We start from the raw sequence: 25,722 nt of genomic DNA, 5'->3' as shown, positions 1-25,722 counted from the left end.
GGAATGAAATCATGAGTATTCAAGTTAAAAATATTGAAAAACACTTTGGTGCATTCCATGCGCTTAAAAATATTTCCCTAGACTTTCCAGAAGGTGAACTGGTTGCGCTACTCGGACCATCTGGTTGTGGTAAGACGACTCTGCTTCGTATTATTGCAGGTCTAGAATCAGCCGATGACGGTCAGGTTTTACTTGAAGGTGAAGATGCGACCAACGTACATGTGCGTGAGCGTCAAGTTGGTTTTGTATTCCAGCATTATGCTTTATTCCGCCATATGACCGTATTTGACAATATTGCCTTTGGTTTACGTGTTCGACCTCGTGCAACCCGTCCTTCGGAAGCTGAAATTAAAAAACGTGTCACTCGTTTACTTGATCTAGTTCAACTAGGCTTTTTAGCAGACCGCTACCCTGCTCAGCTTTCTGGCGGACAACGTCAGCGTATTGCTTTAGCCCGTGCTTTAGCAGTAGAACCTCGCGTGTTATTACTCGATGAACCATTTGGCGCTCTAGATGCCAAAGTACGCAAAGAATTACGTCGCTGGTTACGCAACTTACATGATGAATTGCATATCACTTCAATTTTCGTGACTCACGATCAAGAAGAAGCACTTGAGGTTGCAGACCAGATTATTGTCATGAATAAAGGTAATGTTGAGCAAATCGGTTCACCTCGTGAAGTTTATGAAAAACCTGCAACGCCATTTGTGTTTGATTTCTTGGGTCAGGCAAATCGATTTGAAGGTGAACATACGGAAGGTATTATCCGTATCGGTAATGACCGTATTCAATTACCAACAGTAGTTGAGGCACCTCAAGGAAAAGTGATTGCTTTTGCCCGTCCAGATGAGTTACATATTCACTCGCAACCGCAAGCGAATACCATTGAAGCGACTTTTGTACGTGAAATCTGGATTGCTGGAAAAGTAGTGGCCGAATTACAAGACCGTAATGGACGTTTAATTGAAATTGCTCTGAGCAGTGAAGCTGCAAAATTACATGCATTTAAACCTAATCAAACTGTTTGGGTGAGCGCATCTCAATTGCACTTATTTGCAGACCAAGTTGCTTAAGAAATATATTTGGTGAGGAAATATCTTGCGGATCTTTAGACGCTCCTCACCTCTTTTGAGGAAAAGTGTAAATGAACTTTCAACAATTAAGAATTATCCGAGAAACAGTACGCCAAAACTTTAACTTGACGGAAGCATCGGCTGCACTCTACACATCTCAATCGGGTGTAAGTAAACACATCAAAGACTTAGAAGATGAATTAGGTGTTCAACTTTTCGTTCGTAAAGGTAAACGCCTTTTAGGTTTAACTGAACCAGGCCAGTCACTTCTTAGCATTGTTGAACGCATGTTAGTGGATGCTGAAAATATTAAACGACTTGCTGAAGATTTTAATAAGGTTGATGAAGGAACATTAACGATCGCAACTACGCATACTCAAGCGCGTTATGTATTGCCTCCAATCGTTAATCAATTTAAGAAATTATTTCCAAAAGTTCATTTGATTTTACAACAAGCTAGCCCTGTGGAAATTTCAGAAATGCTTTTACAAGGTGAAGCGGATATTGGAATTGCAACCGAGTCTTTAACGACTGAAGAAAATCTGGCTAGCATTCCTTACTATCAATGGCAGCACAGTATTATTACCCCGCAAAATCATCCTTTAGTGCAGGCGGATAAGATCACTCTAGAACTTTTAGCAGAATATCCACTCATTACTTATCATGGTGGTTTTACAGGTCGATCTAAAATTGATAAAGCCTTTGAAGAGGCTCATCTAGATGCAGATATCGTAATGTCAGCTCTTGATGCCGATGTTATCAAAACCTATGTGGAACTTGGCATGGGTGTGGGTATTGTCAATGACGTGGCTTATGATACAGAACGTGATTATCGTTTAAAGCAAACCAAAACTGATATTTTTGGTGTTAATACTACATGGATTGCGGTTCGCAAAGGCCACTTATTACGCGGTTATGGTTACGAATTTATTTCTTTATGCTCACCTGATGCGGATATTAAAGCGCTTAAGAAAATTGCTTACCCAGACGAATAAAAATTAAAAATAAATAAAAGAGCTTTTTAGCTCTTTTATTTATTCTATTAAGTACAAAAAAAACGAGCCGTAGCTCGTTTTTTCTTTTGTGATCTTACCAGTAGAAGTTCACACCAACTTTACCAACTGGCATCCATTGGTATTTATCGTCATTACGAATTTCATTTGCTTCTTTATCAACAGCATCTTGGGCAGATGTTGGGTTACCTGTTACAGGAGCAAGGTTATATTGAGTTAACTGAACTTGTGGGTTACCAGTATAGTAAGCACCTACCTCACCAAATACACCCCAGTTTTTATTGATTTTAGGTGCAAAACCAAAACCTAAGTATGGAGCGATATCATTCTTGTAAGACATTTTACCTCTTACACCGCCCTCTTGGCCTGCAACTGCTTGTTGATAGTTCTTACCATCAATTGATAAAGTTTCACCATTACCAATACGTTTAGCTAAGTCATAATCATTATCTAGATAAGCAGCACCCGCAGCTATATATAAGCCTTGAGCCCAACGGTTAGCACTTGCACCCCATGGACGAATCTCAGCATTTAAATAGATATTATTGTTATCCATATCTAGGTCATATTTAGTACCATTTACAGAAACATCATCTGTCCACGAAATGTCACCACCGTTATAACCCAAAGCCAAACCTACATATGGGTTTGCTTGCCATAATAAAGCACCACCGTAACCAGTCGTACCTACCTCAGCACGTGCCCCCACAGGAATTAATTGGTTTTTGTCAAATGCGTAGCTGTCATGAACAACGGCTTCATCTGCCATAGCAGCGCCAGCAGCGAATAAAGCTGTTGTAGTGACTAATACACGTAATGCTTTCATAGTTTTCTCCTCAAAAAAGGCTCTGTTTTTAATTTATTCATCTTGTGACTGAAATCATAATAATGACAGCTTAGATTCTTTTTTATACAAAAAATGCTAGATTTCTGTTATTTTTTGATACAAATTGAGTTAAATTTTTATTTTCAAATCATTTTTGTGTAAAAAACACTTGATTATCTAATAAGCTTATTTCGATTTACCTCATTTATATCATCAATCAAACGTAACACGTTTTTTGAAAGATTCTTGTCACAAATTAGTGTAAAATCTTTAAAATTTTTTATGGAAGGAAGATCATGTCTCAGCTTTCTACGATCATTGAGCAAGCATTTGAAGACCGCGCAAATTTTACTGCAGCAGATTGTTCAAGCGAAATTCGCCAAGCTGTTGAAGAAGCAATTGCTGGTTTAGATAACGGTACACTTCGAGTTGCTGAAAAAATCAATGGTGAATGGGTTGTTCATCAATGGTTAAAAAAAGCTGTTTTATTATCATTTAAACTGAATGACAATAAACCAATCGAGTCATGTGATCTTCGTTTCTATGACAAAGTTGAAACTAAATTCTCTGGTTGGACTGAAGAGCAATTTAAAGCTGCAGGTGTTCGTGTTGTTCCTCCTGCTGTAGCACGTCGTGGTAGCTTCCAAGCTAAAAACGTGGTGTTAATGCCATCTTATGTCAACATTGGCGCTTATGTAGATGAAGGCACAATGGTTGATACATGGGCAACTGTAGGTTCATGTGCTCAAATCGGTAAAAATGTTCACTTGTCTGGTGGTGTAGGTATTGGTGGTGTTTTAGAACCATTACAAGCTAACCCAACTATTATTGAAGACAACTGCTTTATCGGTGCGCGTTCAGAAATCGTTGAAGGCGTTATCGTTGAAGAAGGCTCAGTCATTTCAATGGGCGTTTTCATTGGTCAATCAACTAAAATTTATGACCGTGAAACTGGCGAAATCCATTATGGTCGTGTACCAGCAGGTTCCGTTGTAGTTTCAGGCAGCTTGCCATCTAAATGTGGTACTTACAGCTTATATGCTGCAATTATCGTAAAAAAAGTTGATGCGCAAACACGTTCAAAAACAAGCTTGAACGATTTGTTACGCGCTGACTAATTTGTTATAACTCTGTTGCGGAGCTTTAATCGCTCCTCATCTCTACGATCAAACTGATCGTAGAGATTTTATTTTTTATATAGTGTGGTATTTCTAGAATGGCTTCCTTACGTTCCTCTGCAATTCCTGTCTCTGACCCTGCGTCCGGTTTACGCATTACCGAGATTTTTTACTCGTTGCAGGGTGAAGCAAATGCCTCTGGCCTACCGACTGTATTTATTCGTCTAACAGGCTGTCCATTACGTTGTAGCTATTGCGATACCACTTATTCTTTTGAAGGTGGCGAACGTTTTTCACTTGAACATATCATTGAAACAGCTACACAATTTCAAACACCTTATATTTGTGTAACAGGTGGTGAACCTCTTGCTCAGCCAAACTGTTTGATTTTATTACAACGTTTATGTGAGGCAGGTTTTGACGTCTCTTTAGAAACCAGTGGCGCTCTTGATGTATCAAGAGTGGATCCCCGTGTTTCAAAAGTCCTGGATTTAAAGACTCCAAATTCTGGTGAAGAACATCGTAATCTCATCAGTAATCTTGACCATTTAACACCACGTGACCAAATCAAATTTGTGATTTGCAATCGTGAAGACTATGAATGGTCAAAGCAACAAGTTGAAAAATATCAACTGCAAACCAAAGTCAGTACCGTTTGGTTCTCCCCTGCCTTTGCGGTTGAAAAAGGTGCTGTAGGCCTGCCACGTCTAGCACGTGATCTGGCACAGTGGATACTTGATGATAAATTACCTGTTCGTTTCCAACTTCAGTTACATAAACTGCTTTGGAACGATGAATCAGGTCGTTAATCACTCAATAAAATAAATCATTCCGAATATGGAGAAAAATATGCGCTCTCGTGCCATTGTTTTACTTTCAGGCGGCTTAGACTCAACCACTTGCCTAGCTTGGGCACAAGCGCGCTATGAATGTATTGCTATTAGTTTTATGTATGGTCAACGCTCAACCACTGAACTTGATGCTGCAAAAGCATTAGCTCAGCGTTCAGGTGTTGAACATCGTGTAATTAATATTGATCTAGCAAATTTAGGTGGATCAGCACTTACAGATCACAACATTGCAGTACCAGAACAGTTACAAGAAGGTATTCCTGTAACTTATGTACCAGCGCGTAACACTATTTTCCTCTCATATGCTCTAGCAGCAGCTGAAGTATTTAATGCTGAAGCTATTGTTATTGGTATCAATGCTGTTGATTATTCAGGATATCCTGATTGTCGCCCTGAATTTATTGATGCTTTTGCGAATATGGCCCGTTTAGCAACTAAAGCTGGCGTAGAAGGAAAACCACTTAAATTTGAAACACCCCTGTTACATTTATCCAAAGCGAATATCATACGTTTAGGGATTGAACATGGCGTAGACTATAGTCAAACGGTATCTTGCTACCAAGCAGATGCTCAAGGACGTGCGTGTGGTAAATGTGACAGTTGCCGTTTGCGTAAAGAAGGCTTTATCGATGCCGGTGTTACCGATCCAACACGCTATATACCGTAATAAGTAGGTAAAATTTATGAAGTTGTTAAAATCAAATCTTATTCTTTCATCTTTATTCTCAGCAGCTGCACTTATGGCGGGTTCAGCTCAAGCAGCTGAAAACCCAGTTCAAGCGGCATATAAAAGCACTAACGTTAAAGGTGCATTAGTTAACGTTTGTAAAGAACAAACTGCTAAAGGCGGCAAGTTAAGTTCATCTGAAGTTAGCAAATTCTGTAGCTGTCAGGTTGAAGCACAAGGTAAAGTGACTGAAGCACAAAAATGGGAAATCCAAAGCGCAATCAATGCGAAGAAAAGCCCAAGTTCTCTAGGATTTGTACAACAACAAAACCGTGATCTTAAAGCATGTTTTGGTACTCAGTTAACAACTAAGCTTGAAAAGTTAACTGAAGATGCAATGAAGGCAGCTCAACAACAAGCTCCTAAAAAATAAGATTTTAATGTTCCAAATTAAGCCTGCATTTATGCAGGCTTTTTTATAGCTCTGTTAAAATAACAGCACTTTTGACCAATTCATTTGATGTAAGCCATGCAAGAACAATGGAAAACTAATGCTAACCATAAAAGGTCTATTGTCTCATTTAGTGGAGGCAAAGATAGTTCTCTAGCACTCTACCATGCAATGCAGACAGGCGAAGTGATTGGATTGATCGTAATGCTAGAAGAACAAGGCCAACGTTCTCGCTCACATGCCATGCCTCTTGATATTATTCAAGCGCAAGCTAAAGCAATCGGCTTTCCCGTGCTTATGGGTTCATCAAGTTGGAATGACTATGAAGTAAAGTTTATTGAATTACTCAATCAAGCAAAGCAACAAGGAGCCGAGGTACTGGTTACAGGTGACCTTGATATGCCTGAACACGGCTGTTGGCATGATCTAGTAACGCAACAAGTAGGTCTTCAATTAGGAATGCCTCTTTGGCTACGTCCGCATCGTGAAGTTGTTGAAGAATTTATTCAACTTGGATTCCAGAGCATAGTGGTGACCGTAAACCTTAAACTCGGGATGAAGGTAGAAGATTTAGGAAAAACTTTAACTTTAGAATATATCCAAGAGCTTGAGAACCGTGGTATTGATCCATGTGGTGAGGGCGGTGAATTTCATACGACTGTGATTGATGGACCAATTTTTAACAAAGCAATCCCTGTAAGAAAACTCAATATTGTTTATCATGAGGAATACGCTTTTTTACCACTTGAATTAGATCAAATTTAACTTTTAAAGGATAAGAAATGTCTGAGAATATTCAATTGCCAAATCAGGTGTTCCCTACTACACACGGCGAAGTGAACTTGACCGAAGTCGAAAATGAATGGCTAATCATTTACTTCTATCCTAAAGATTCAACACCAGGATGTACAACACAAGCAGTGGGTTTTTCTTGTTTGAAAGATCAGTTTGATGCTTTAGGTGCCCGTATTTTCGGTATTTCACGTGACTCGGTAAAAGCCCATCAAAATTTTACAGAGAAGCAAGCACTTACTATTGATCTGATCAGTGATAAAGAAGAAATTCTTTGTCATCACTTTGATGTGATTAAAGAAAAGAATATGTATGGTAAAAAAGTCATGGGTATTGAACGTTCTACTTTTATTTTCCATAACAAAACTTTAGTTAAAAGCTATCGCAAAGTTAAAGCAGCTGGGCATGCAGAGCAAGTTCTAGAAGACTTAAAAGCTCTACAAACAGCTTAATAAACTTAAGAAACAAAAAGCGGGCATAATGCTCGTTTTTTGTATATGAACAAATTACTTACTCCTTTACTTTGGCGTATGATAAAGACATTAGAATAATTCACGCTAAGGTATTTACATGAGTCTGCTCAAAGTTTGTAATTTACTGTCTAGTGGTCTTGTTATCTCTGCTTGCTCCGTTAGTTCATCCAGTATGCCGCCCTCAATTACACCATCTACCACGCAAGTTGAAACTCCACCTATAAAAATAAGTTGCCAAGATTTACAAAACCCTGCCTATCAACAAACCGTACTTAAAATAATTAATCAGATTCGCCAGCAATCACGCCAATGTGGACAACAACATTTCGCTGCAACCAGACCATTAAGTTGGAGTAATAATCTATATAAAGGTGCACTTTCTCATAGTGAAGATATGGCAACACACAACTTTCTCGGACATGTTGGCTCCACGGGACTAGATTTAAAATCACGTTTGAAAATTTATAATACACTCGGTAAAGCCAATGGTGAAAATGTCGCAAGTGGACAGAAAACATTAGATGAAGTGATGTCTAGATGGCTGTCGAGTCCCCTACATTGTAGTAACCTAATGAACCCTAAATTTACAACTTACGCAATTGCTTGTGCTTCTGATCAATCTGTAAAACAAAAGAGCTATTGGACTCAACAATTTGGTACACGTTAAAAGGAAAAAAGATGCAATCAGGTTCGATCACCCCTATTTTAAGAATTTTTGATGTCGAGTTAGCTCAATCATTTTATCTTGAGTTCTTAGGTTTTCAGCTTGATTGGCAACACCAATTTGAAGACAACTTTCCGTTATATTTACAAATTTCTAAAGATGATTGCGTTATTCATTTATCCGAGCATTTTGGAGATGCGAGTCCTCATAGCGCGATCCGTATCTATTGGGAACATATCTATGAGTTGCACAGTGAACTAAGCCAAAAAAATTATAAATTTTCTAAGCCTCAAGTTGAAAAAACAGATTGGGAGACACTTGAACTCAGTATCACCGATCCTTTTTCTAACCGAATTATCTTTTGGGCAGATGCTTAATCGATATACATTTATTCAAAATCATCGAGATTAGAACGATCATCTTCTTCAAAACGTTGTTGCAACTGTTGATAAGTGCGTGTTTTTTTAAATTCATCCAAAAATTGAATAGTTCCTACAGGGAAAAATTCCGTTTGGATTTCACCACGATAATAAGCTTCACGCATTGGCGTTGCCGAAATTGAATCTTTTAAACTATCTAGTTCAACCATAATCCACTCAGGAAATAGTCGTAAATAATATGAAGACTCATCCTTAAAGTGTCCAATCAAACCAACTTTTGAGTTCGGTTCAATTACGCCATTCACTAAAAATTTGACTTGTTTGACCCATTTTTCGTCATTATAAACATCTACTACATGTACAAAACGAATGCGTTTTTGCTCTTCTAACGAGAAATTTGACAAGATCATTTGCTCGCGCTCTACTGCTAAGAACGGATTTTTAATATTACGTTCCATTTGAGCAGAACCTAATGCCAAAACGACATAGTGGCTTTGTTGTAAGGCAATTTCAATTGTCTGCATATGAGCTAAATGAAATGGTTGAAAACGCCCTATAAAAACGAGATAGTCAAATTTATACATAATTAGATTTTCACTTTTTATGAACTCACCAGTTAACCGCATTACAAAAAATATGCGCCATAATGAGAACCTAAAAATTAACAACGTGGTTTAAAGCAAGGATAGTACGATGACACTTAGCTGTATTCAACAACCTCATCAACATTTACACGCAAATTTAGAAGGTGGCGTACTCACCTTAGCCATAAATCGCCCAGAAGCAAAAAATGCACTGTATGGCGAACTTTACTTATGGATTGCCAAAGCACTTGATGAAGCTGACCAAGACAAAGATGTACGAGTAATCGTTCTACGTGGTGTAGAGCAAGATTTTACCGCTGGTAATGACATGAAAGATTTTATGGGTTTTGTACAAAATCCTAATCTAGGCCCAGCAGGTCAAGTTCCTCCGTTTGTACTCCTTAAATCTGCTGCTAGATTATCGAAGCCACTTATTATTGCAGTAAAAGGTGTGGCTATTGGTATTGGTGTTACGATTTTATTACATGCAGATTTAGTTTTTGCTGACAATACCGCCCTTTTCCAAATTCCATTTGTAAGTCTTGGCCTTTCTCCAGAAGGCGGTGCAAGCCAACTATTGGTTAAACAAGCGGGTTATCACAAAGCAGCTGAACTTCTATTTACTGCGAAAAAATTTAATGCAGAAACCGCAGTACAAGCAAGCTTAGTGAATGAAGTTGTTGAAGATGCTTATGCATCTGCTCAGGCAACCGCTCAACATTTAGCAGCTTTACCACTTGCTTCATTAAAACAAACCAAAGCATTGATGAAACATGATTTAAATCAAATTATTGAATGTATTGACCATGAAGCTGAAATCTTTATGCAACGCGTTCAATCTCCAGAAATGCTAGAAGCTGTACAAGCATTTATGCAGAAACGTAAACCAGATTTTTCGCAGTTTAATTAAAAATCAATTTCTATGATTTGAATAAACTCAAAGGCAGGCTCTTCATAAGGATGGCTTGCCTTTAATGCTTTTGCTACAGCCTTTGCATTTGCTTCAATTACAATTGTTTCAACGCGCCACTCATCAACTTGTTCAAGTTCACCCAGCTCTCCGATATAAGGATCTGCACCTTTGACTGGTTTAAATTGCCCTATTCCTTTCACTTGCCATGCGCAGTGTTCGTAATTACCGATACCCCCCGCACCAGCAGAAAAAATAGCTTGTTTAGTCGACTCAAGATGTGAATCTGGTACGTAATAAATCAGCTTTAACATAAGTAGAATGACTCAAAACTAGTGAACTTGCTTTAAATCATACCGTTAAAAAAGCTTCTAAATCAAAGTCAGCTCATCATTACCAAATAATTTGCTCCAATAAAGAGGATTTGAATGGCAAGCGCCAAGCCAAACAAGCGCCAGCCCTTATCTTTGGTATACATTGTTCTTATGTGATACTTATTTTTCATCATTTTGATCTCCGATTTTTATCGTTGTTACAGAGAAAGCAAAAATTGATCCAATTTTAAACAAACTATAAAGTGTTAAATAGCCGAATGTCTATAGGCTTATAATTTTTCTAAAATGCTTAAAAGAGCTACACTCATTTTTATGTAGCTCTTATTCTGAACAAAATTTTAAATTTCAGTGTGCTAGCTGCATCTTTATAATTTTAAGCATTCGATTTCTTTAAATATCTGTTCTCATATATTGTCATCATAAATGCTAAACCACATAAAATGACGAAGCCGCCAGTCATTGGTATTAATGTACCGTCATATAATTGCCCAATAATAGATGCAAGAATAAGTGACAAAACAGAAGAAGCTGCACCAATAATGGCCGATGCCATACCAGCAACATGTCCCATCGGTTCCATTGCAATTGCGTTTAAATTTCCAAATAAAGTTCCAAATAATAAAAATAAAATGCAGGCATAAAGCATAAACATCCAAAATGAAACAGCCACACCTAAAAGTTGAATTCCTAAGAAAACTAAAGAAATTAGGCACAAACCTAGAAAGCCGTAAATACAGATTGGACGCATACCAAACTTCATAACAATTTTAGAATTTGTAAATGAAGCGATTCCCATCACACCTGCAAGCACAGCAAAATAAGCACTAAACTCTTGCCCTGTTTTACCAAACTGCTGCATAAAAATTTGCTGAGAAGTACCTAAGTAACCAATGAATCCACCAAAGCAAAAACCTGCACATAGCAAATAACTCATGGTGGTTTTATTACTTACGACTTCTTTAAAGCCCTCTTGAAATGCTTGTAGGCGCATAGGTAAACGATTTTCGGGAAGCAACGTCTCTTCCAAACGTAAAGCCACCCATGCCCCCACAACTGTGGCATAGGCCATATATAAAACAAAGATCTCACGCCAACCAAAGAAATGGATAATGAGCTGTCCCAAACTTGGTGCAATTGCTGGGGCAACCATAAACACCATCATAATTAAAGACATGATGCGGGCCATTTGAGCCCCACTGTATTTATCCCTAACAATTGAAATAGAAGCCACGTAAGGACCTGATACGCCAACCCCTTGAATAAAACGTCCAACTAAAAACCATTCAAAACTTTGTGTGGTAAAACACAACAAACTTCCCAGAAAGTAAATAACAATTCCTGTGAATAAAATACGTTTACGGCCAATCGCATCGGATAGAGGGCCAGCAATCAGTTGACCAATCGTCATACCGGAAAAAATACCAATAATGACCCACTGTGACTGGTTATTATTTTTTAATTCAAAAATACGTCCAATCTCGCCTAAAGCAGGCAAAACTGCATCTATCGAAAAAGAAACAATCGACATGAGCAATGCCATGAGCAATGCAAATTCACGGAAATGGATTTTTGATTTCATTTTTCTTGTCCATTTTTAAATAGTATTTTTAAAAATTTCTCTTTCATTAATCTACTCTACAATAATCTGCCTGTAATATATTTTTTATCTTTCTCAAACGTTGAATCTCTTTCATAAAAACGAGCTTGTTTAGTTTCAGATGCAACCAACCATTTTAAGTACTCTAAGAGTGTACAACCGACATCTATAAAATCACGATCTGTTTTTCCATCATCAAATGCCCAAACATTATCATCCTGTCTAGCAGTCACCAAATAAGTAAAATAACATCCTTCATTTTCCATCGTTAAGGAAAAGAATTTATTTTGAATTGCATCAATCATACCCTTTGTCGGATCACTCAACTCATCCTCCATTATCTTTTCTTGTTGAAATTTATAGTCTTCAACCTTCCATGTATGGTGATACATTGAAACTGTATGTCCCCACAACAACCCGCCAGAACATCTTCCCATCTGTAATAAAAATTCTCTAAATTGTCCATGGATGTCTAAATTATAAATTTCTGCAATTTGATCTACCTCTTCTTCGGTATATCCCCTGATATGTTCAGGATAAAATGGAAGGTTAGTATCTTTATGCCGACAACTTGCTAACTCAAAAACAAAATCAATCATATTCACCTTTTAAATTAATTTATTTCATAAAAAATGCCACTCGAGAGTGGCATTTTCAATAATTTCAATTTTTCTATTAACCAATAAACTTACGTGCGTTACGGAACATACGTAACCATGCACCATCTTCAGTCCACTCTTCTGGACTCCAAGAGTGTTGAATTGCACGGAAAGTACGCTCTGGATGCGGCATCATAATCGTTGCACGACCATCTTTAGAAGTAACACCAGTAATCGCTTCAGGTGAGCCATTCGGGTTCAATGGATAATGTTGAGTCGGGTTACCGTGGCTATCAACATAACGCAATGCAATTTGGTTAGCTGCGTTCAAGCTTGCAATGTTAGCTTCACTTGCAACAGCACGACCTTCACCATGTGCTACAGCAATCGGTAAGATTGAACCTTCCATACCATCAAGTAATACAGAAACAGATTTTTCAACACGAACGTTTACGCTACGTGCTTCAAAGACTTCTGACATATTGCGGTGGAAACGTGGCCAGTGTTCAGCACCTGGAATAAGTGGCGCTAATTGTGACAACATTTGGCAACCATTACAGATACCTAAGCTAAACGTGTCTTCACGATGGAAGAACTGTTCAAACTGATCACGTAATTTCGCATTGAACAATACAGATTTTGCCCAACCACCGCCAGCACCCATTACGTCACCGTAAGAGAAACCGCCACAAGTCACTAAACCTTCAAAATCACTTAGGCTAACGCGACCAGCAAGTAAATCACTCATGTGCACGTCAACGGTATTGAAACCAACCTTATCAAAGGCTGCTGCCATCTCAATATGACCATTTACACCTTGCTCACGCAAGATCGCCATATTAGGACGACGTGTGTTAATGAACGGTGCTTCGATAGGTTCATTCAAGTCAAATGTTGGTTTAGCAATTAAACCTTGATGTGATTTATCAGTAATTAAAGCAAATTCTTGGTCAGCAGTTTCAACGTTATCACGTAAACGTTGGATCTGATGAGATACTTCAGACCAAGCTTGTTGCAATTCTGCACGCTCTAAAGTCAAACCATTTACAGATAATTGATCTGTGTTGTTTACACGACCAACTACAGCAATTGCATCATTTAAGCTAGATGCAGCAACTTCTGCTTGTAAAGCGTCCCAATCAGTTGCCTTAATTTGAAGAACTGCACCAATTTCTTCAGCAAATAAACTTGCTGGAGTTTGGTCTTCTAATGCAACACCTAAACGTGCAGCGAACATCATTTCAGCAACAGTTGCGAGTAAACCACCATCACCGATGTCATGGTAAGCTTGAATCAAGCCACGGTTGTTCCAATCTTGAATTAAAGCAAAGAACGCTTTGAAATCATCAAAACTATCAACGTCTGGAGTGATGGAACCGATTGCTTTATATACTTGCGCAAGAATCGAACCACCTAAACGGAACTGGCCTTTAGATAAATCAATACGTACAAGTACTGAATCTTCTAAATTCTTAAGTTCAGGTGTTAAAGTCTTACGAACATCAGCTACTGGAGCAAATGCAGTAATTACACCAGTCATTGGAGATGTTACAGCTTTATCTTCACCATTATCATTCCAAGTGGTACGCATTGAAAGCGAGTCTTTACCTACAGGAATCGCAATTCCTAAAGCAGGACACATTTCCATACCAATCGCTTTCACACCTTCAAACAATGCTTGGTCTTCACCTTTTTGACCAGCAGCAGCCATCCAGTTTGCAGAAAGTTTGATATCGCTAATTTGTTCAATGTTTGCACATGCAATATTAGTAATTGCTTCAGCAACTGCCAAGCGAGCAGACGCTGCTGGATTTAACAATGCAACTGGTGGACGTTCACCCATAGCCATTGCTTCACCAGTGAAGCCTTGTAAACTTGTCGTCGTCACTGCTGCATCTGCAACAGGAATCTGCCAACGACCAACCATTTGGTCACGTGCAACCATACCTGTAATTGAGCGGTCACCAATGGTGATCAAGAATGATTTAGAAGCAACAGTAGGATTTTTCAATACACGGAAAATCGCATCTTTCAAATCAACTTTTGAAGCGTCAAACTCGTTACCTTTACGCTCAATTGTTTCATAAGAACGTTGCATGCGCGGTGTACCACCAAGCATTACTTGCATTGGGATATCAACTGCATTGTTCTGGAACAATGGATCTTCAACAGTTAAATGACGAGCTTCAGTTGCTTCACCTAACACGGCAAATGGACAACGTTCACGAGCACAGATTGATTCGAACTGTTCTAAAGACTCTGGACGAATTGCAAGAACATAACGCTCTTGTGCTTCATTTGACCAGATTTCCATTGGGCTCATGCCCGGTTCTAATGAAGGAATCTTACGAAGGTTAAGAACTGCACCCAACTCATGGTCATTCACAAGTTCAGGCATAGCATTTGATAGACCACCCGCACCAACGTCATGTACAGAAACGATTGGGTTGAAGTCTTCTAAGCGCCAGCATGTATCGATTACTTCTTGGCAACGGCGTTCCATTTCTGGATTTTCACGTTGTACAGAAGCGAAATCAAGGCTTTCACCCATTGTACCGCTATCTACAGAAGATGCTGCACCACCACCAAGACCGATTAACATTGCAGGGCCACCCAATACAATGAGCAAGTCACCAGGTTGAATCGCATCTTTTTCTACATGGTCAGGACGAATGTTACCGTAACCACCAGCGATCATGATTGGCTTATGGAAGCCCTTCACTTCACCATTTACATTTTGTTCGAAAGTACGGAAATAACCATTTAATGCAGGACGACCGAATTCGTTGTTAAATGCCGCGCCACCTAATGGACCTTCAATCATGATTTGTAATGGCGATGCCATACGTGAAGGTTTACCGTAGTTTTCTTCCCAAGGTTGTTCAAAACCAGGAATATTTAAGTTAGAAACTGTAAAGCCTGTTAAACCAGCTTTTGGTTTACCACCACGACCAGTTGCACCTTCATCACGGATTTCACCGCCTGAACCAGTAGCAGCACCAGCAAATGGAGAAATTGCTGTTGGGTGGTTATGAGTTTCAACCTTCATTAAAATATGAGCTGCTTGGCTCTTATATTTATAAACAAAGTGACCATTTTCATCCGCTTTTGGATAAAAACGCATCGTGTCATAACCAACAATTACAGACGCGTTATCTTTATATGCAGATAAAACATCAGTTGGAGATTCTTTATAAGTGTTTTTAATCATCTGGAACAATGATAATGGTTGTTTTTCACCATCAATTGTCCATTCAGAACCGAAGATTTTATGACGACAGTGTTCAGAGTTCGCCTGTGCAAACATCATCAATTCGATATCATTTGGATTACGACCAAGCTTACCGAATGCTTCTGTTAAATAATCAATTTCTTGTTCAGATAACGCAAAACCGAACTCATTGTTAGCTTTAACCAAAGCTTCTTTGCCTTGGCCCAAGATATCAATTGAATTTAATGGTTTTGGAGCTGTTTCTGAAAATAATGCTTTTGCATCTTCAATTTGGGCAAAAACTGTTTCTGTCATACGGTCATGAAGTACTTGTTTAACTTCATTGGTAATTTCAGTAACGCCTTTTAACGTGAATAAAAGACCACGTTCTAGACGGTGTACTGGTGTATTACAGTTTTTGAAAATATCAGTTGCTTTAGAAGACCAAGGTGAAATAGTACCCACACGTGGTGTAACTAAAATCTGAATCTCATCACTTGCAGATTGACGAAGTTCAAAAGACTCACCGTCATTCAATAATTGCAAAGCAGATTGATGTTGCTGCTCGTTGAGCGCTTGATCAAACAAATAGACCCATTGGCTGTCAAAAGATTGAACAGAACTAATTGACGATAAACGTGTTAATAGTTGAGCTTTCTTAAAAGAAGAATGTGCTGCTGCACCGGCCACGATAAACATGTTGATTTTGGCTCCACGGGCAGGTCTTGTGAACCTTACCGCAATGTGACTTTAGAGAGAGCGCATATTCTACTGCTTCTTGGTAAAATCAGCTAGATGTAGAATCAGTATTCTGTAACCTAATTCTGCAAGAAGTGATTTGTTTTTTGTTCAAAATCATTTTTTTAGTCATTCTTGCTAAAAATAAATTGTTGCATGTTTATTCAATAACATAATAAAACCCGAACTAAGACAAACTATGTCGCACCAAGCTAGTGCTTTTAAGTTTTTTTTGGCATGATCAGGTTTTATAGTTTTGAATAATGATAAATGGAACAAATGCGTTGGTTAGAGCTGCTTTCCGCAGTTCGTTTAGGTAGCAAAAAAAGTAGTACAGAACTGGCTCGTAGCCCATTCCATAAAGATTATGACCGCATTATATTTTCTCAAAGTTTTCGTCAGTTAAACCGTAAGACGCAAGTTCACCCTTTGGCACAACACGATGGTATTCATACCCGCTTAACACACTCCCTTGAAGTTTCCTGCATTGGTCGCTCAATGGGTATGCTTGCCGCAGAAAAAATAAAAGATGAATTACCCGTTTGGATTTCACCTGCCGATGTCGGGGCAATTATTCAGGCAGCTTGTCTGGCCCACGATATTGGTAATCCCCCTTTCGGGCATGCGGGTGAATATGCAATTCGCGAATGGTTCGATGATGCCTCGCATGATGATTTTTTGAAAAAACTAAGCCCCGAAGAAGAAGCTGATGTTCGTCAGTTTGAAGGTAATGCTCAAGGATTACGTCTATTAAGTCGCATTGACTATCATCCAAATGATGGCGGTATGCGCTTAACTTATGCAACTTTAGGTGCTTATCTAAAATATCCATGGCTTTCAAAAACAATTGCTTCGCAGGGTGACCGCCCTTCGCATCAAAGAGCAAAGTTTGGTTGTTATCAATCTGAAAAAGAAATTTTAAAACAGATTGCGGAACAGCTCGGGCTGATTCAACTCGGGGAATATCATTATTGCCGTCATCCACTCACCTATTTGTTAGAAGCCGCTGATGACATTTGTTATGCCCTCATCGATTTAGAAGATGGCATTGTCTTAAATATGCTGAGTTACCAAGAAGTTGAACCGATATTCTTAAATCTTATTGCCGACTATGGTCAGCCTGAAGAGTTATCTCATCCAAATAGTACATGGCAACAAAAGATCTCAGCATTACGTGGCCGAGTCATGAAACGTCTTGTTGATGAAGTCACTACGGCTTTTGCCAAAAATCACTATGAAATCATTACAGGTCAGCTTAAAGGCAATCTTTTGCAATATTGTTCGCCAGATATTGCAATTGGTATCGAAACTGCCAAGAATCTGGCACGTGATAAAATTTTTGAGCACCCACAAAAATCTGGTTTAGAAATTATTGCACATCAAAGCTTACAAACGATTCTGGATGCATTTGTACCACTCACAACACCACATAAGTCTTTAAGCTTTAAAGAACAACGTTTAATGTCTATCCTTAATCTATATGGTGCTAGCTTTAGCAATAATCACTACAGCAATATCATGCAAGTCCTCGATATTATCAGTAAGTTCTCAGATCATCAGGCTTATAGCTTGGCGCAAGAGTTGCAAGGTAATAAAATTGGCTTGTTTTAAGCTGGCTTGATATAGAAAGAAATAAAACCAGTGTCGTTTTCAATTCATTTTAGAACGACCAGATTTACAGTTATGAATAAGTGAAATTACGCTATGATCGGATGTTTAATTGGCGAAGTGTTTGCCTTAGAAGCCCCTACTGTCTTACTGAATGTAAATGGTGTGGGCTATGAAATTGATACGCCACTTTCAACATTTTGCCAATTACAAAAGGGCCAGAAAGTTACGTTATGGACGCATTTAGTTGTTCGTGAAGATGCTCAACAACTCTACGGTTTTAGCGATGCTCAAGAAAAAACAATTTTCCGTACCTTATTAAAAGTAAACGGTGTTGGTCCGAAAATGGCATTGGGTATTTTATCGACACTAAGCGTTGAATTATTGGTTCACACCATTGAACATGATGATATAAATACGCTGGTCAAAGTTCCAGGGGTTGGCAAAAAAACAGCTGAACGTTTAATGATTGAACTCCGTGACCGTTTCAAAACATTGGCTCAAGGCACTTCAACTGTGGCGACCATGCCTCAAATTCAATTTGCTGCAAACTCTCCTGTTGCAGAGGCAGAAGCTGCTTTGCAATCTTTAGGTTATAAGCCACTTGAAGCACAAAAAGCTGTTGCTGCGGTTAAAGCCGATTACACAGAATCAGCCGATATTATTCGTGCTGCTCTTAAATCCATGATGAAGTAAAACACTTATGCAAGACCGTCTAATCAGTGGAACAGAAAAACCAGAGGATCATTTTGATCGGGCTATTCGACCAACTTCTCTTGCCGACTATATTGGACAACCAGTCGTACGCGAGCAAATGGAAATTTTCATTGGCGCTGCTCGTGGCCGTGGCGAAGCACTCGACCATACGCTGATTTTTGGTCCGCCGGGTTTAGGTAAAACCACACTTGCTAATATTATTGCCCGAGAAATGGGCGGTAACCTCAAATCTACTTCAGGGCCGGTATTAGAACGTGCGGGTGATTTAGCAGCAATGCTAACTAACCTTGAAGAAGGCGATGTTTTGTTTATTGATGAGATTCATCGTCTTTCTCCAGTGATTGAAGAAATTCTGTATCCGGCTATGGAAGATTACCAATTAGATATCATGATTGGTGAAGGCCCTGCTGCTCGTTCAATTAAACTCGATTTACCACCTTTTACACTTGTTGCTGCGACCACACGTGCGGGCTTACTGACCTCACCACTACGTGACCGCTTCGGTATTGTGCAACGTCTTGAGTTTTACTCTGTAGAAGACTTGACTCACATTGTGTCGCGCTCTGCAAACTTAATGGATGTACCCATTACAGTTGAAGGCGCAGAAGAAGTAGCTCGTCGATCACGTGGAACACCTCGTATCGCTAACCGTTTATTACGACGTGTTCGTGACTATGCTCAAGTGAAAGGCACAGGTGAAGTGACCCATGAAATGGCGCAGCGCGCACTAGATATGCTCAATGTTGATAAAGCTGGCCTAGATACCCTCGACAGACGTTATTTGAGCATGCTACTCGAGCGTTTTGATGGCGGTCCTGCTGGAGTTGAAGCGCTTGCAGCAGCGATGGCTGAAGACAGCGGTACGCTTGAAGATGTGATTGAACCTTATTTAATTCAACAAGGTTATGTCATGCGTACTGCACGAGGTCGGATTGCAACCAACCAATCTTATTTACAGTTTGGAATGACACCACCTGAGCCTAAAAACTAATCAAAGGAAGAGAATTTTCTCTTCCTTTTTTAATTTAATCTCTCTATCCAATAAAATAATAATTGTCTTATCAATAAATTAGACACTCCATACCTTTTAAGTCTATTTTTATACCTTATTGATTTTTTAATATTTTTAAAAACTGCATTATAAGAAATGTAGATATCAAATCTTATGAACAATAATATTTTTAGGATAAGGACATGTACAAAAAAGCCGCTTTAATTTTTCCACTTGCTCTAATGAGTCAGCTGAGCCTAGCAGATTGGGTAAAAGATGCTGCACAACAAAATGAAAATCAGGTGATTCAATTAAGACAACATATTCACGAGCATCCTGAACTCGGCAACATGGAATTTAAAACATCAGCACTGGTTCAAAAAGAATTGAAGTCTTATGGCATTCAAGTCAAAACAGGTTATGCAAAAACAGGGGTTATTGGCATTTTAAAAGGTAATAAACCCGGTCCTATTATCGCGCTTAGAGCAGATATGGATGCGCTACCTATGGAAGAAAAAAGCGGAGTTCCCTTTTCTAGTAAACAAAAAGCAATTTATCAAGGTAAAGAAACTTATGTGATGCATGCCTGTGGACATGATGCACACACAGCAATGCTATTAGGTGCAGCAAAAATTCTAGCTGCCAATAAAGATAAAATATCGGGTACCGTTGTCTTTGTTTTTCAACCCGCTGAAGAAGGTGGAGCAGATATAGACAACTTTAAGCAGGGTGATCAAATCGGCTCAAGAAAAATGATCACAGACGGTGCATTTAAAGATTATAAACCCGAAGCTATTTTTGGAATACATGTCATATCTGGTATGCAAAGTGGGCACCTTTATTATAAAGATGGTGCCATTTTAAATAGCGCAGATCACTTGCGTATTCAGGTTAACGGTAAGCAGGTTCACGGCTCGACCCCATGGTTAGGCAGAGATCCAATTTATGCATCTGCACAAATGATTAATAATTTACAGAGTCTTATTAGCCGAAGAACCGACCTCACCCAAGGCATGGGCGTAGTCACTATCGGTAATATTCAAGGTGGTACGGCAGGAAATGTAATTCCGGAACAAGTCAATATGATCGGAACCATTCGCTCTAACAACGAACAGATACGAGCAAATATCTTAAAAAGTTTACCCACCATGATAGAGCATAACGCTCAAGCCAACGACGTGACTGCCAAAGTTGAAATTGCTCCTTATGCTCCAGTAACCATGAACGACAAAGCGCTTACCCAATTGATTCAACCTACATTAGCCAAAGTTGTTGGAGATTCAAAACTCCATGTTTTAGATCATAATGCAAGCGCAAGTGAAGATTTTGCCTATTATGGCAAGTTAATGCCGTCATTCTTTGTTTTCTTGGGTGCAACACCAGAAAATCAAGACTTAACTCAGGCGGCACCAAATCATAGCCCTTATTTTATTGTAGATAACAAGGCTTTAAAAACTGGGACCGAGCTACATGTAAGATTCGTATTAGATTATCCGAATATATCAAAACAAGTTCAAACTTCATGGAAGCCCTCTTAACTTAAAAAGCTTGCTAGCCATAAGATGTAGCGTTTTTAGATTAGAAATACAGCAACCGCAATTGAAAGGTTGTGCCATAGGACTTAGTATGCAATCTGCTAAACTGCCCCGTATTTAAAAGCAGATGTATGGCTGTTGAATAGAGCTGATGTTTTATTCAAATCCATATTTTAAATATAAAGCTCTATAGTGAACTAAAAACGGAATACTCTCATGGCGAATCATTTTGAATTCAACATTCGTGTTTATATTGAAGATACGGACGCAGGTGGTATTGTTTACCATGCCAACCATATTCGCTATATGGAACGTACCCGTACTGAATGGCTCCGTGCTTCTGGCGTTGATCATTACTGGCATCAAAAAGACTACAACTTTGTCGTACACAAAATTGACGTAAAATACATGCGTCCTATTTTAATGGATGATTTAATTACTGTTACAGCACGTGTAGTTTCATGTAAAGCTGCGTCATTTGTGTTGCAACAAAATATTTATCGTGGTGAAATCTTGCTTGCTTCTGGCGAGGTTGAGTTGGCATGTTTAAGTAAAGAACTTGTAGCTCGTCGTCTTCCAGAAGAAATACGTGATCTTATTCGTAAAGAATTGGAACAAGACTAAAAAAACAACCGGCATATGTAACCTATGGCAACAAACATTGAATCAACCCTGCATATTTCTGACCTTATTTTACAAGCAAGTCCAGTCGTTCAGTTGGTCATGCTAATTTTATTGTTAGCATCGATCTTTAGTTGGTATCTGATTGCCAAGTTACATATGAGTTATAAAAAAGCACATCAAGACGATGAACATTTCCAAAAAATGTTCTGGTCTGGTGCCGAACTCAATACGCTTTATAACAATGCTCAACTCAACTCAAAGCGCTCTGGGCTTGAAGATATTTTTTATCAAGGGTTGAGCGAATTTTTTAAACTTAAAAAGCGTCAGGCTCCTGTTTCACAAACAATTGAAGGCACTGAACGTATTTTGCGTGTAGGTTTGAGTCGTGATCAGAGCCATTTAGAATACGGCTTAGGTACTTTAGCAAGTATCGGTTCTGTAGCACCGTACATCGGTCTATTCGGTACTGTTTGGGGTATTATGAATGCCTTTATCGGTTTAGCTGCGGTTGATCAGGTAACTCTAGCAACTGTTGCACCGGGTATTGCCGAAGCACTTATTGCAACTGCAATTGGTTTGTTTGCCGCAATTCCTGCTGTATTAGCTTTTAACCATTTCACTGCTAAAAGTGAAAGTGTTTATTCTGATCGCGCTTTATTTGCTGAAGAGATGATTGCTTTATTGCAACGTCAATCTGTGGGTTCATCACAGGAAGATGCATAATGGCAATTCAGCGTTCAGGGCGCTTTGAGCGCATAAAAAAACCATTAAAAAGTGATATGAACGTCGTACCTTATATTGACGTTATGCTCGTGCTTTTGGTTATTTTTATGGTAACTGCTCCTATGATTACCAGTGGTATCAAGGTAGATTTACCTCAAGCAAACAACCACCCAATCGAATCAAAAGATATGCCTGCCATGGTAACAATTGGCAAAGATGGCAATATTTATCTTCAATATGAAGATTACAAAGATAATGAACCATTATCTCGTGAAAAACTCGAAGCAGTTTTAAGCGATGCTCAAAAAAAAGCTGAACAAGAAAACAAACAACTCACAGTTTTAGTCAATGGTGATAAGTCTCGTCCTTATGGAGAAGTCGTATCATTGATGGCGAGTTTACAAGAAGCAGGTTTAACTCAAGTTGGCCTTCTGACAGAGCCTTTAAAATAAGCTATGAACAAAGATCAAAAGCCGCCCTTTAAACAAAATGCGATTGCATTAAGCTTTACACTCGGAGTTCATGCAATTGCCATTGTTGGCTTGCTTTTTTTAGGCTTGAGTAAACCACCTGAACAGCCAAAAAAGCTAACGACTATTTTAGTTAAGCCAGAAGATTTACCCCCTCCTTTAGCCAAAGAAATTGAACAAGAGACTACAGCTACGAATGAAGCAAAAGAGGTATTAGCCCCTATTGTGGATGAAAAATTACCTCAAAATCTTCCAGTTGTACCTCCTCCTCCAACAGCTCAACAACTTGCTGCTCAAAAGCAAAAGGCCGAACAGGCTCAGCAAGCCAAGTTAGCTGAGCAAAAGCGTAAAGCTGAAGAAGCTGCGAAAGCGAAACAAGCAGCAGAACAGCAACGCATAGAGGAAACTCAAAAACAGCAGGCTGAAGCTAAACGCCAAGCTGAAGCTAAAGCAAAATCAGAAGCTGAACAAAAACGTAAGGCTGAACAAAGTGCAAAAGCTGATGCTGAAGCTAAAGCCAGCCAAAAAGCTGCTGAAGACGCTAAACGTAAAGCTGAGGCTGATGCGAAATTAAAACGTGAAGCTCAAAAGGCCGAAAACGCTAAGCTTCAAGCACAACAAGAAGCTAAGCGAAAAGCCGAAGCTGATGCTAAGGCTAAGCAACAAAAAGCTGCCGATGACGCTAAACGAAAAGCTGAAGCTGCTGCTAAAGCTAAACAGCAAAAAGCTAATGACGATGCTAAACGTAAAGCTGAAGCAGATACTAAAGCTAAACAGCAAAAAGCTGATGATGCTAAACGCAAAGCTGAGGCCGATGCAAAAGCTAAGCAACAAAAAGCCAATGACGAGGCTAAACGTAAAGCTGATGCCGATGCAAAAGCTAAACAGCAAAAAGCTGACGACGCTAAACGTAAAGCAGAGGCCGATGCGAAAGCTAAGCAACAAAAAGCTGACGATGCTAAACGCAAAGCTGAGGCTGATGCTAAAGCCAAGCAAAAAGCTGCTGACGATGCTAAGCGTAAAGCTGAAGCAGAGGCCGAAGCCAAAGCTGCATCTGCTCAAAAAGCACAAGAAGAAGCAGCTCAAAAGAAAGCTGAAGCTAAAAAAGTTGCTTCTTCAGCTAGACGCGATTTTGAACAAAAAATTCGACGCTCTTGGGATGTTCCAACTGGTAGTAGCGGTAAAACAGTTGGTGTTCGCTTTACCCTCTCCGATTCGGGAAGCGTTAACTCTATTGTGATCACACGTTCAAGTGGTGATGATGCCTTAGACGCAAGTATTAAAGCTGCAATTCAAGCCGCAGCGCCCTATCCTATGCCATCAGATCCAGATGCAAGACGTGAAGCAAGAAGTGTTAGCTCTACATTTAGAGCGCAATAATTTTGAAAGAGTTACATGCTTTAAATAGTTTAAGGCATGTAACTATGCTACAAAATCAACAGTCACAAAAATACCTGCTATGACTTTAAACTTATGAATACGAGCCGCAAACACCTGCTATCTTTAGCACTGATCACAGCCTTAAGCCCTATTGCTTCTACCACTGCTTTTGCCCAGTTATATCTGGAAATTGCCAAAGCACCAGATCAGGCACCCAAAATTGCTATTGTCCCGTTTACCAATGACAATGGGCTCTATCCTATTGTTGAAACAGACTTAAACCGTTCTGGGCGCTTTACAAGCTCATCTAAAAATTTACCTGCCAATGCTGCTATCAATCAGATTCAAGCTTCTGACTGGCAAACTGCTGGTATTCCATATGTAGTTACTGGACAAATTAAACAAACAGCGACAGGTTTTGAAGTTCACTACCAACTTTATGATGTACAAAAGCAACAATACATTTTAAATGAACTTTTAAATGTACCTGCTTCACGCATACGTCAAGCTGGCCATATGGTAAGTGATGCTATTTATCAAGCCCTTACTGGCATTCCAGGTGACTTTAGCGGCCGTATTGCATATGTACTAAGAAACCCTGCAACACCTGCCGAGCGTTATACACTACAAATTGCAGATACGGATGGTGAACAACCAAAGACTGTTTTATCGTCTCGTGATCCAATTCTTTCTCCGGCATGGACACCGGATGCTAAAAAAATTGCTTATGTTTCTTTTGAAACTAAACGTCCAGCAATTTATTTACAGGATTTATCAACTGGAACACGTGAAGTTCTTACTAGTTTCAGAGGCCTAAACGGCGCACCAAGTTTCTCACCAGATGGCCAATCAATGCTGTTTACAGCATCTATGAATGGCAACCCTGAAATCTATCAAATGGATTTATCAACTCGCCAAGTCAAACGCATGACAAATGATTCGGCAATTGATACAGAAGCACGTTATACACCAGATGGAAAATCCTTTATTTTCACTTCTGACCGTGGTGGTTCTGCCCAAATTTATCGTTATACCTTTGCTGATGGCTCAGTAAAGCGTTTAACATTTAAAGGGTCATTTAATGCACGTGGAACTCTGAGTGCAGATGGCAAAAAGATTGCACTTGTTCATCGCCCAAGTGGCAGCAGTTATAAAGTTGCAATTCAAGACATTAATACTGGCATCACCAATATTCTTACCCCAACTAGTTTAGATGAATCACCAAGTTTCTCACCAAATGGGCAAATGGTGGTCTACGCAACTCGTGAAGGCAACCGTGGCTTGTTGTCTATTATGTCTACTGATGGACGTTTCCGTATGAATTTACCAAGCGAACAAGGTGAAGTACGTGAACCAGCCTGGGCACCAAAATAACTTTTAATTCCATTGACG

General features: G+C 39.2%; 27 protein-coding genes. 20 read left to right on the top strand and 7 right to left on the bottom strand.

Annotated features, from left to right (window positions below):
* Nucleotides 1–11: 11 nt before the first annotated feature.
* On the top strand, nt 12–1,073 hold the full coding sequence (locus ACYU0V_RS04760; RefSeq protein WP_213689411.1) for a sulfate/molybdate ABC transporter ATP-binding protein: 1,062 nt from the start codon (nt 12–14) through the stop codon (nt 1,071–1,073).
* A gap of 71 nt (nt 1,074–1,144) precedes the next feature.
* Nucleotides 1,145–2,068 (top strand): CysB family HTH-type transcriptional regulator, encoded by a 924-nt coding sequence (locus ACYU0V_RS04755; RefSeq protein WP_002118601.1) that lies wholly within the window; start codon nt 1,145–1,147, stop codon nt 2,066–2,068.
* A 94-nt stretch (nt 2,069–2,162) separates the two neighbouring features.
* Here the strand turns inward: ACYU0V_RS04755 and carO are convergent, their stop codons facing one another.
* Nucleotides 2,163–2,912 carry an ornithine uptake porin CarO type 1 gene (gene carO / locus ACYU0V_RS04750; protein WP_032035952.1) on the bottom strand — a complete coding sequence of 250 codons (750 nt, stop codon included), beginning with the start codon at nt 2,910–2,912 and terminating at the stop codon, nt 2,163–2,165.
* Between the two features lie 296 nt (nt 2,913–3,208).
* Here carO and dapD point away from each other — a divergent pair, with 296 nt between their 5' ends.
* The 8 genes from dapD (at nt 3,209) to ACYU0V_RS04710 (ending at nt 8,305) form a co-directional block, all read left to right on the top strand.
* On the top strand, nt 3,209–4,030 hold the full coding sequence (gene dapD / locus ACYU0V_RS04745) for a 2,3,4,5-tetrahydropyridine-2,6-dicarboxylate N-succinyltransferase (protein WP_002118664.1): 822 nt from the start codon (nt 3,209–3,211) through the stop codon (nt 4,028–4,030).
* Nucleotides 4,031–4,128: 98 nt separating this feature from the next.
* On the top strand, nt 4,129–4,839 hold the full coding sequence (queE, locus tag ACYU0V_RS04740) for a 7-carboxy-7-deazaguanine synthase QueE (protein WP_206231773.1): 711 nt from the start codon (nt 4,129–4,131) through the stop codon (nt 4,837–4,839).
* A 40-nt stretch (nt 4,840–4,879) separates the two neighbouring features.
* On the top strand, nt 4,880–5,548 hold the full coding sequence (queC, locus tag ACYU0V_RS04735; RefSeq protein WP_002118843.1) for a 7-cyano-7-deazaguanine synthase QueC: 669 nt from the start codon (nt 4,880–4,882) through the stop codon (nt 5,546–5,548).
* A gap of 16 nt (nt 5,549–5,564) precedes the next feature.
* A complete protein-coding gene (locus ACYU0V_RS04730) occupies nt 5,565–5,981 on the top strand; it encodes a hypothetical protein (RefSeq protein WP_461849250.1) in 417 nt (138 codons plus the stop codon).
* A 96-nt stretch (nt 5,982–6,077) separates the two neighbouring features.
* Entirely contained in the window at nt 6,078–6,764 is a 687-nt protein-coding gene (locus ACYU0V_RS04725) for a Dph6-related ATP pyrophosphatase (RefSeq protein WP_461849248.1), read from the top strand.
* 17 nt (nt 6,765–6,781) lie between these two features.
* Nucleotides 6,782–7,243, top strand: a complete 462-nt coding sequence (locus tag ACYU0V_RS04720) for a peroxiredoxin (RefSeq protein ID WP_017399250.1) — start codon at nt 6,782–6,784, stop codon at nt 7,241–7,243.
* A gap of 118 nt (nt 7,244–7,361) precedes the next feature.
* A complete protein-coding gene (locus tag ACYU0V_RS04715; RefSeq protein WP_005073120.1) occupies nt 7,362–7,931 on the top strand; it encodes a CAP domain-containing protein in 570 nt (189 codons plus the stop codon).
* A gap of 11 nt (nt 7,932–7,942) precedes the next feature.
* Entirely contained in the window at nt 7,943–8,305 is a 363-nt protein-coding gene (locus tag ACYU0V_RS04710; RefSeq protein WP_005067793.1) for a glyoxalase superfamily protein, read from the top strand.
* 11 nt (nt 8,306–8,316) lie between these two features.
* Here the strand turns inward: ACYU0V_RS04710 and ACYU0V_RS04705 are convergent, their stop codons facing one another.
* On the bottom strand, nt 8,317–8,892 hold the full coding sequence (locus ACYU0V_RS04705; protein ID WP_075383547.1) for a nicotinate-nicotinamide nucleotide adenylyltransferase: 576 nt from the start codon (nt 8,890–8,892) through the stop codon (nt 8,317–8,319).
* 109 nt (nt 8,893–9,001) lie between these two features.
* Here ACYU0V_RS04705 and ACYU0V_RS04700 point away from each other — a divergent pair, with 109 nt between their 5' ends.
* Nucleotides 9,002–9,802 carry an enoyl-CoA hydratase-related protein gene (locus ACYU0V_RS04700; protein ID WP_199983573.1) on the top strand — a complete coding sequence of 267 codons (801 nt, stop codon included), beginning with the start codon at nt 9,002–9,004 and terminating at the stop codon, nt 9,800–9,802.
* Here ACYU0V_RS04700 and ACYU0V_RS04695 read toward each other — a convergent pair.
* The 5 genes from ACYU0V_RS04695 to purL all read right to left on the bottom strand — a co-directional run bounded on the left by ACYU0V_RS04695 (nt 9,799) and on the right by purL (nt 16,243).
* A complete protein-coding gene (locus tag ACYU0V_RS04695) occupies nt 9,799–10,116 on the bottom strand; it encodes a YqfO family protein (protein ID WP_002118807.1) in 318 nt (105 codons plus the stop codon). The genes ACYU0V_RS04700 and ACYU0V_RS04695 overlap by 4 nt on opposite strands.
* Nucleotides 10,117–10,184: 68 nt before the next feature.
* On the bottom strand, nt 10,185–10,310 hold the full coding sequence (locus ACYU0V_RS04690) for a KGW motif small protein (RefSeq protein ID WP_002118600.1): 126 nt from the start codon (nt 10,308–10,310) through the stop codon (nt 10,185–10,187).
* A 200-nt stretch (nt 10,311–10,510) separates the two neighbouring features.
* Nucleotides 10,511–11,716: a multidrug effflux MFS transporter gene (locus ACYU0V_RS04685; protein ID WP_262739420.1), complete on the bottom strand. Its 1,206-nt coding sequence runs from the start codon at nt 11,714–11,716 to the stop codon at nt 10,511–10,513.
* A gap of 56 nt (nt 11,717–11,772) precedes the next feature.
* Complete coding sequence (locus tag ACYU0V_RS04680) at nt 11,773–12,333, bottom strand: SMI1/KNR4 family protein (protein WP_151282785.1); 561 nt, start codon at nt 12,331–12,333, stop codon at nt 11,773–11,775.
* Nucleotides 12,334–12,409: 76 nt separating this feature from the next.
* Nucleotides 12,410–16,243: a phosphoribosylformylglycinamidine synthase gene (gene purL, locus ACYU0V_RS04675; protein WP_461849242.1), complete on the bottom strand. Its 3,834-nt coding sequence runs from the start codon at nt 16,241–16,243 to the stop codon at nt 12,410–12,412.
* A 309-nt stretch (nt 16,244–16,552) separates the two neighbouring features.
* On the opposite strand from purL, the gene ACYU0V_RS04670 reads away from it, so the two are divergent.
* The 9 genes from ACYU0V_RS04670 (at nt 16,553) to tolB (ending at nt 25,704) form a co-directional block, all read left to right on the top strand.
* Nucleotides 16,553–17,893, top strand: coding sequence for a deoxyguanosinetriphosphate triphosphohydrolase (locus ACYU0V_RS04670; protein ID WP_014207388.1), 1,341 nt, complete (start codon nt 16,553–16,555; stop codon nt 17,891–17,893).
* A gap of 93 nt (nt 17,894–17,986) precedes the next feature.
* The gene (ruvA, locus tag ACYU0V_RS04665) at nt 17,987–18,586 is read left to right on the top strand and encodes a Holliday junction branch migration protein RuvA (RefSeq protein ID WP_002118762.1); all 600 of its coding nucleotides are present in this window, start codon (nt 17,987–17,989) and stop codon (nt 18,584–18,586) included.
* A gap of 7 nt (nt 18,587–18,593) precedes the next feature.
* Nucleotides 18,594–19,598, top strand: a complete 1,005-nt coding sequence (gene ruvB / locus ACYU0V_RS04660) for a Holliday junction branch migration DNA helicase RuvB (RefSeq protein ID WP_002052424.1) — start codon at nt 18,594–18,596, stop codon at nt 19,596–19,598.
* Nucleotides 19,599–19,801: 203 nt separating this feature from the next.
* Nucleotides 19,802–21,136 carry a M20 family metallopeptidase gene (locus ACYU0V_RS04655; protein ID WP_461849240.1) on the top strand — a complete coding sequence of 445 codons (1,335 nt, stop codon included), beginning with the start codon at nt 19,802–19,804 and terminating at the stop codon, nt 21,134–21,136.
* Between the two features lie 213 nt (nt 21,137–21,349).
* Nucleotides 21,350–21,757 (top strand): tol-pal system-associated acyl-CoA thioesterase, encoded by a 408-nt coding sequence (gene ybgC / locus ACYU0V_RS04650; RefSeq protein WP_004699892.1) that lies wholly within the window; start codon nt 21,350–21,352, stop codon nt 21,755–21,757.
* A 24-nt stretch (nt 21,758–21,781) separates the two neighbouring features.
* Nucleotides 21,782–22,480, top strand: a complete 699-nt coding sequence (gene tolQ, locus ACYU0V_RS04645) for a protein TolQ (RefSeq protein ID WP_016140259.1) — start codon at nt 21,782–21,784, stop codon at nt 22,478–22,480.
* Nucleotides 22,480–22,932, top strand: a complete 453-nt coding sequence (tolR, locus tag ACYU0V_RS04640) for a protein TolR (RefSeq protein ID WP_033847893.1) — start codon at nt 22,480–22,482, stop codon at nt 22,930–22,932. The genes tolQ and tolR overlap by 1 nt, the downstream gene beginning before the upstream one ends.
* A 3-nt stretch (nt 22,933–22,935) precedes the next feature.
* A complete protein-coding gene (tolA, locus tag ACYU0V_RS04635) occupies nt 22,936–24,330 on the top strand; it encodes a cell envelope integrity protein TolA (RefSeq protein ID WP_068614804.1) in 1,395 nt (464 codons plus the stop codon).
* Between the two features lie 93 nt (nt 24,331–24,423).
* A complete protein-coding gene (gene tolB, locus ACYU0V_RS04630) occupies nt 24,424–25,704 on the top strand; it encodes a Tol-Pal system beta propeller repeat protein TolB (protein ID WP_016140256.1) in 1,281 nt (426 codons plus the stop codon).
* Nucleotides 25,705–25,722: the final 18 nt, after the last annotated feature.

Source organism: Acinetobacter sp. X9 (genome assembly GCF_054889255.1).
Note: the sequence above shows the minus strand (reverse complement) of the source record. Positions and strands in the feature narration are given on the sequence as shown.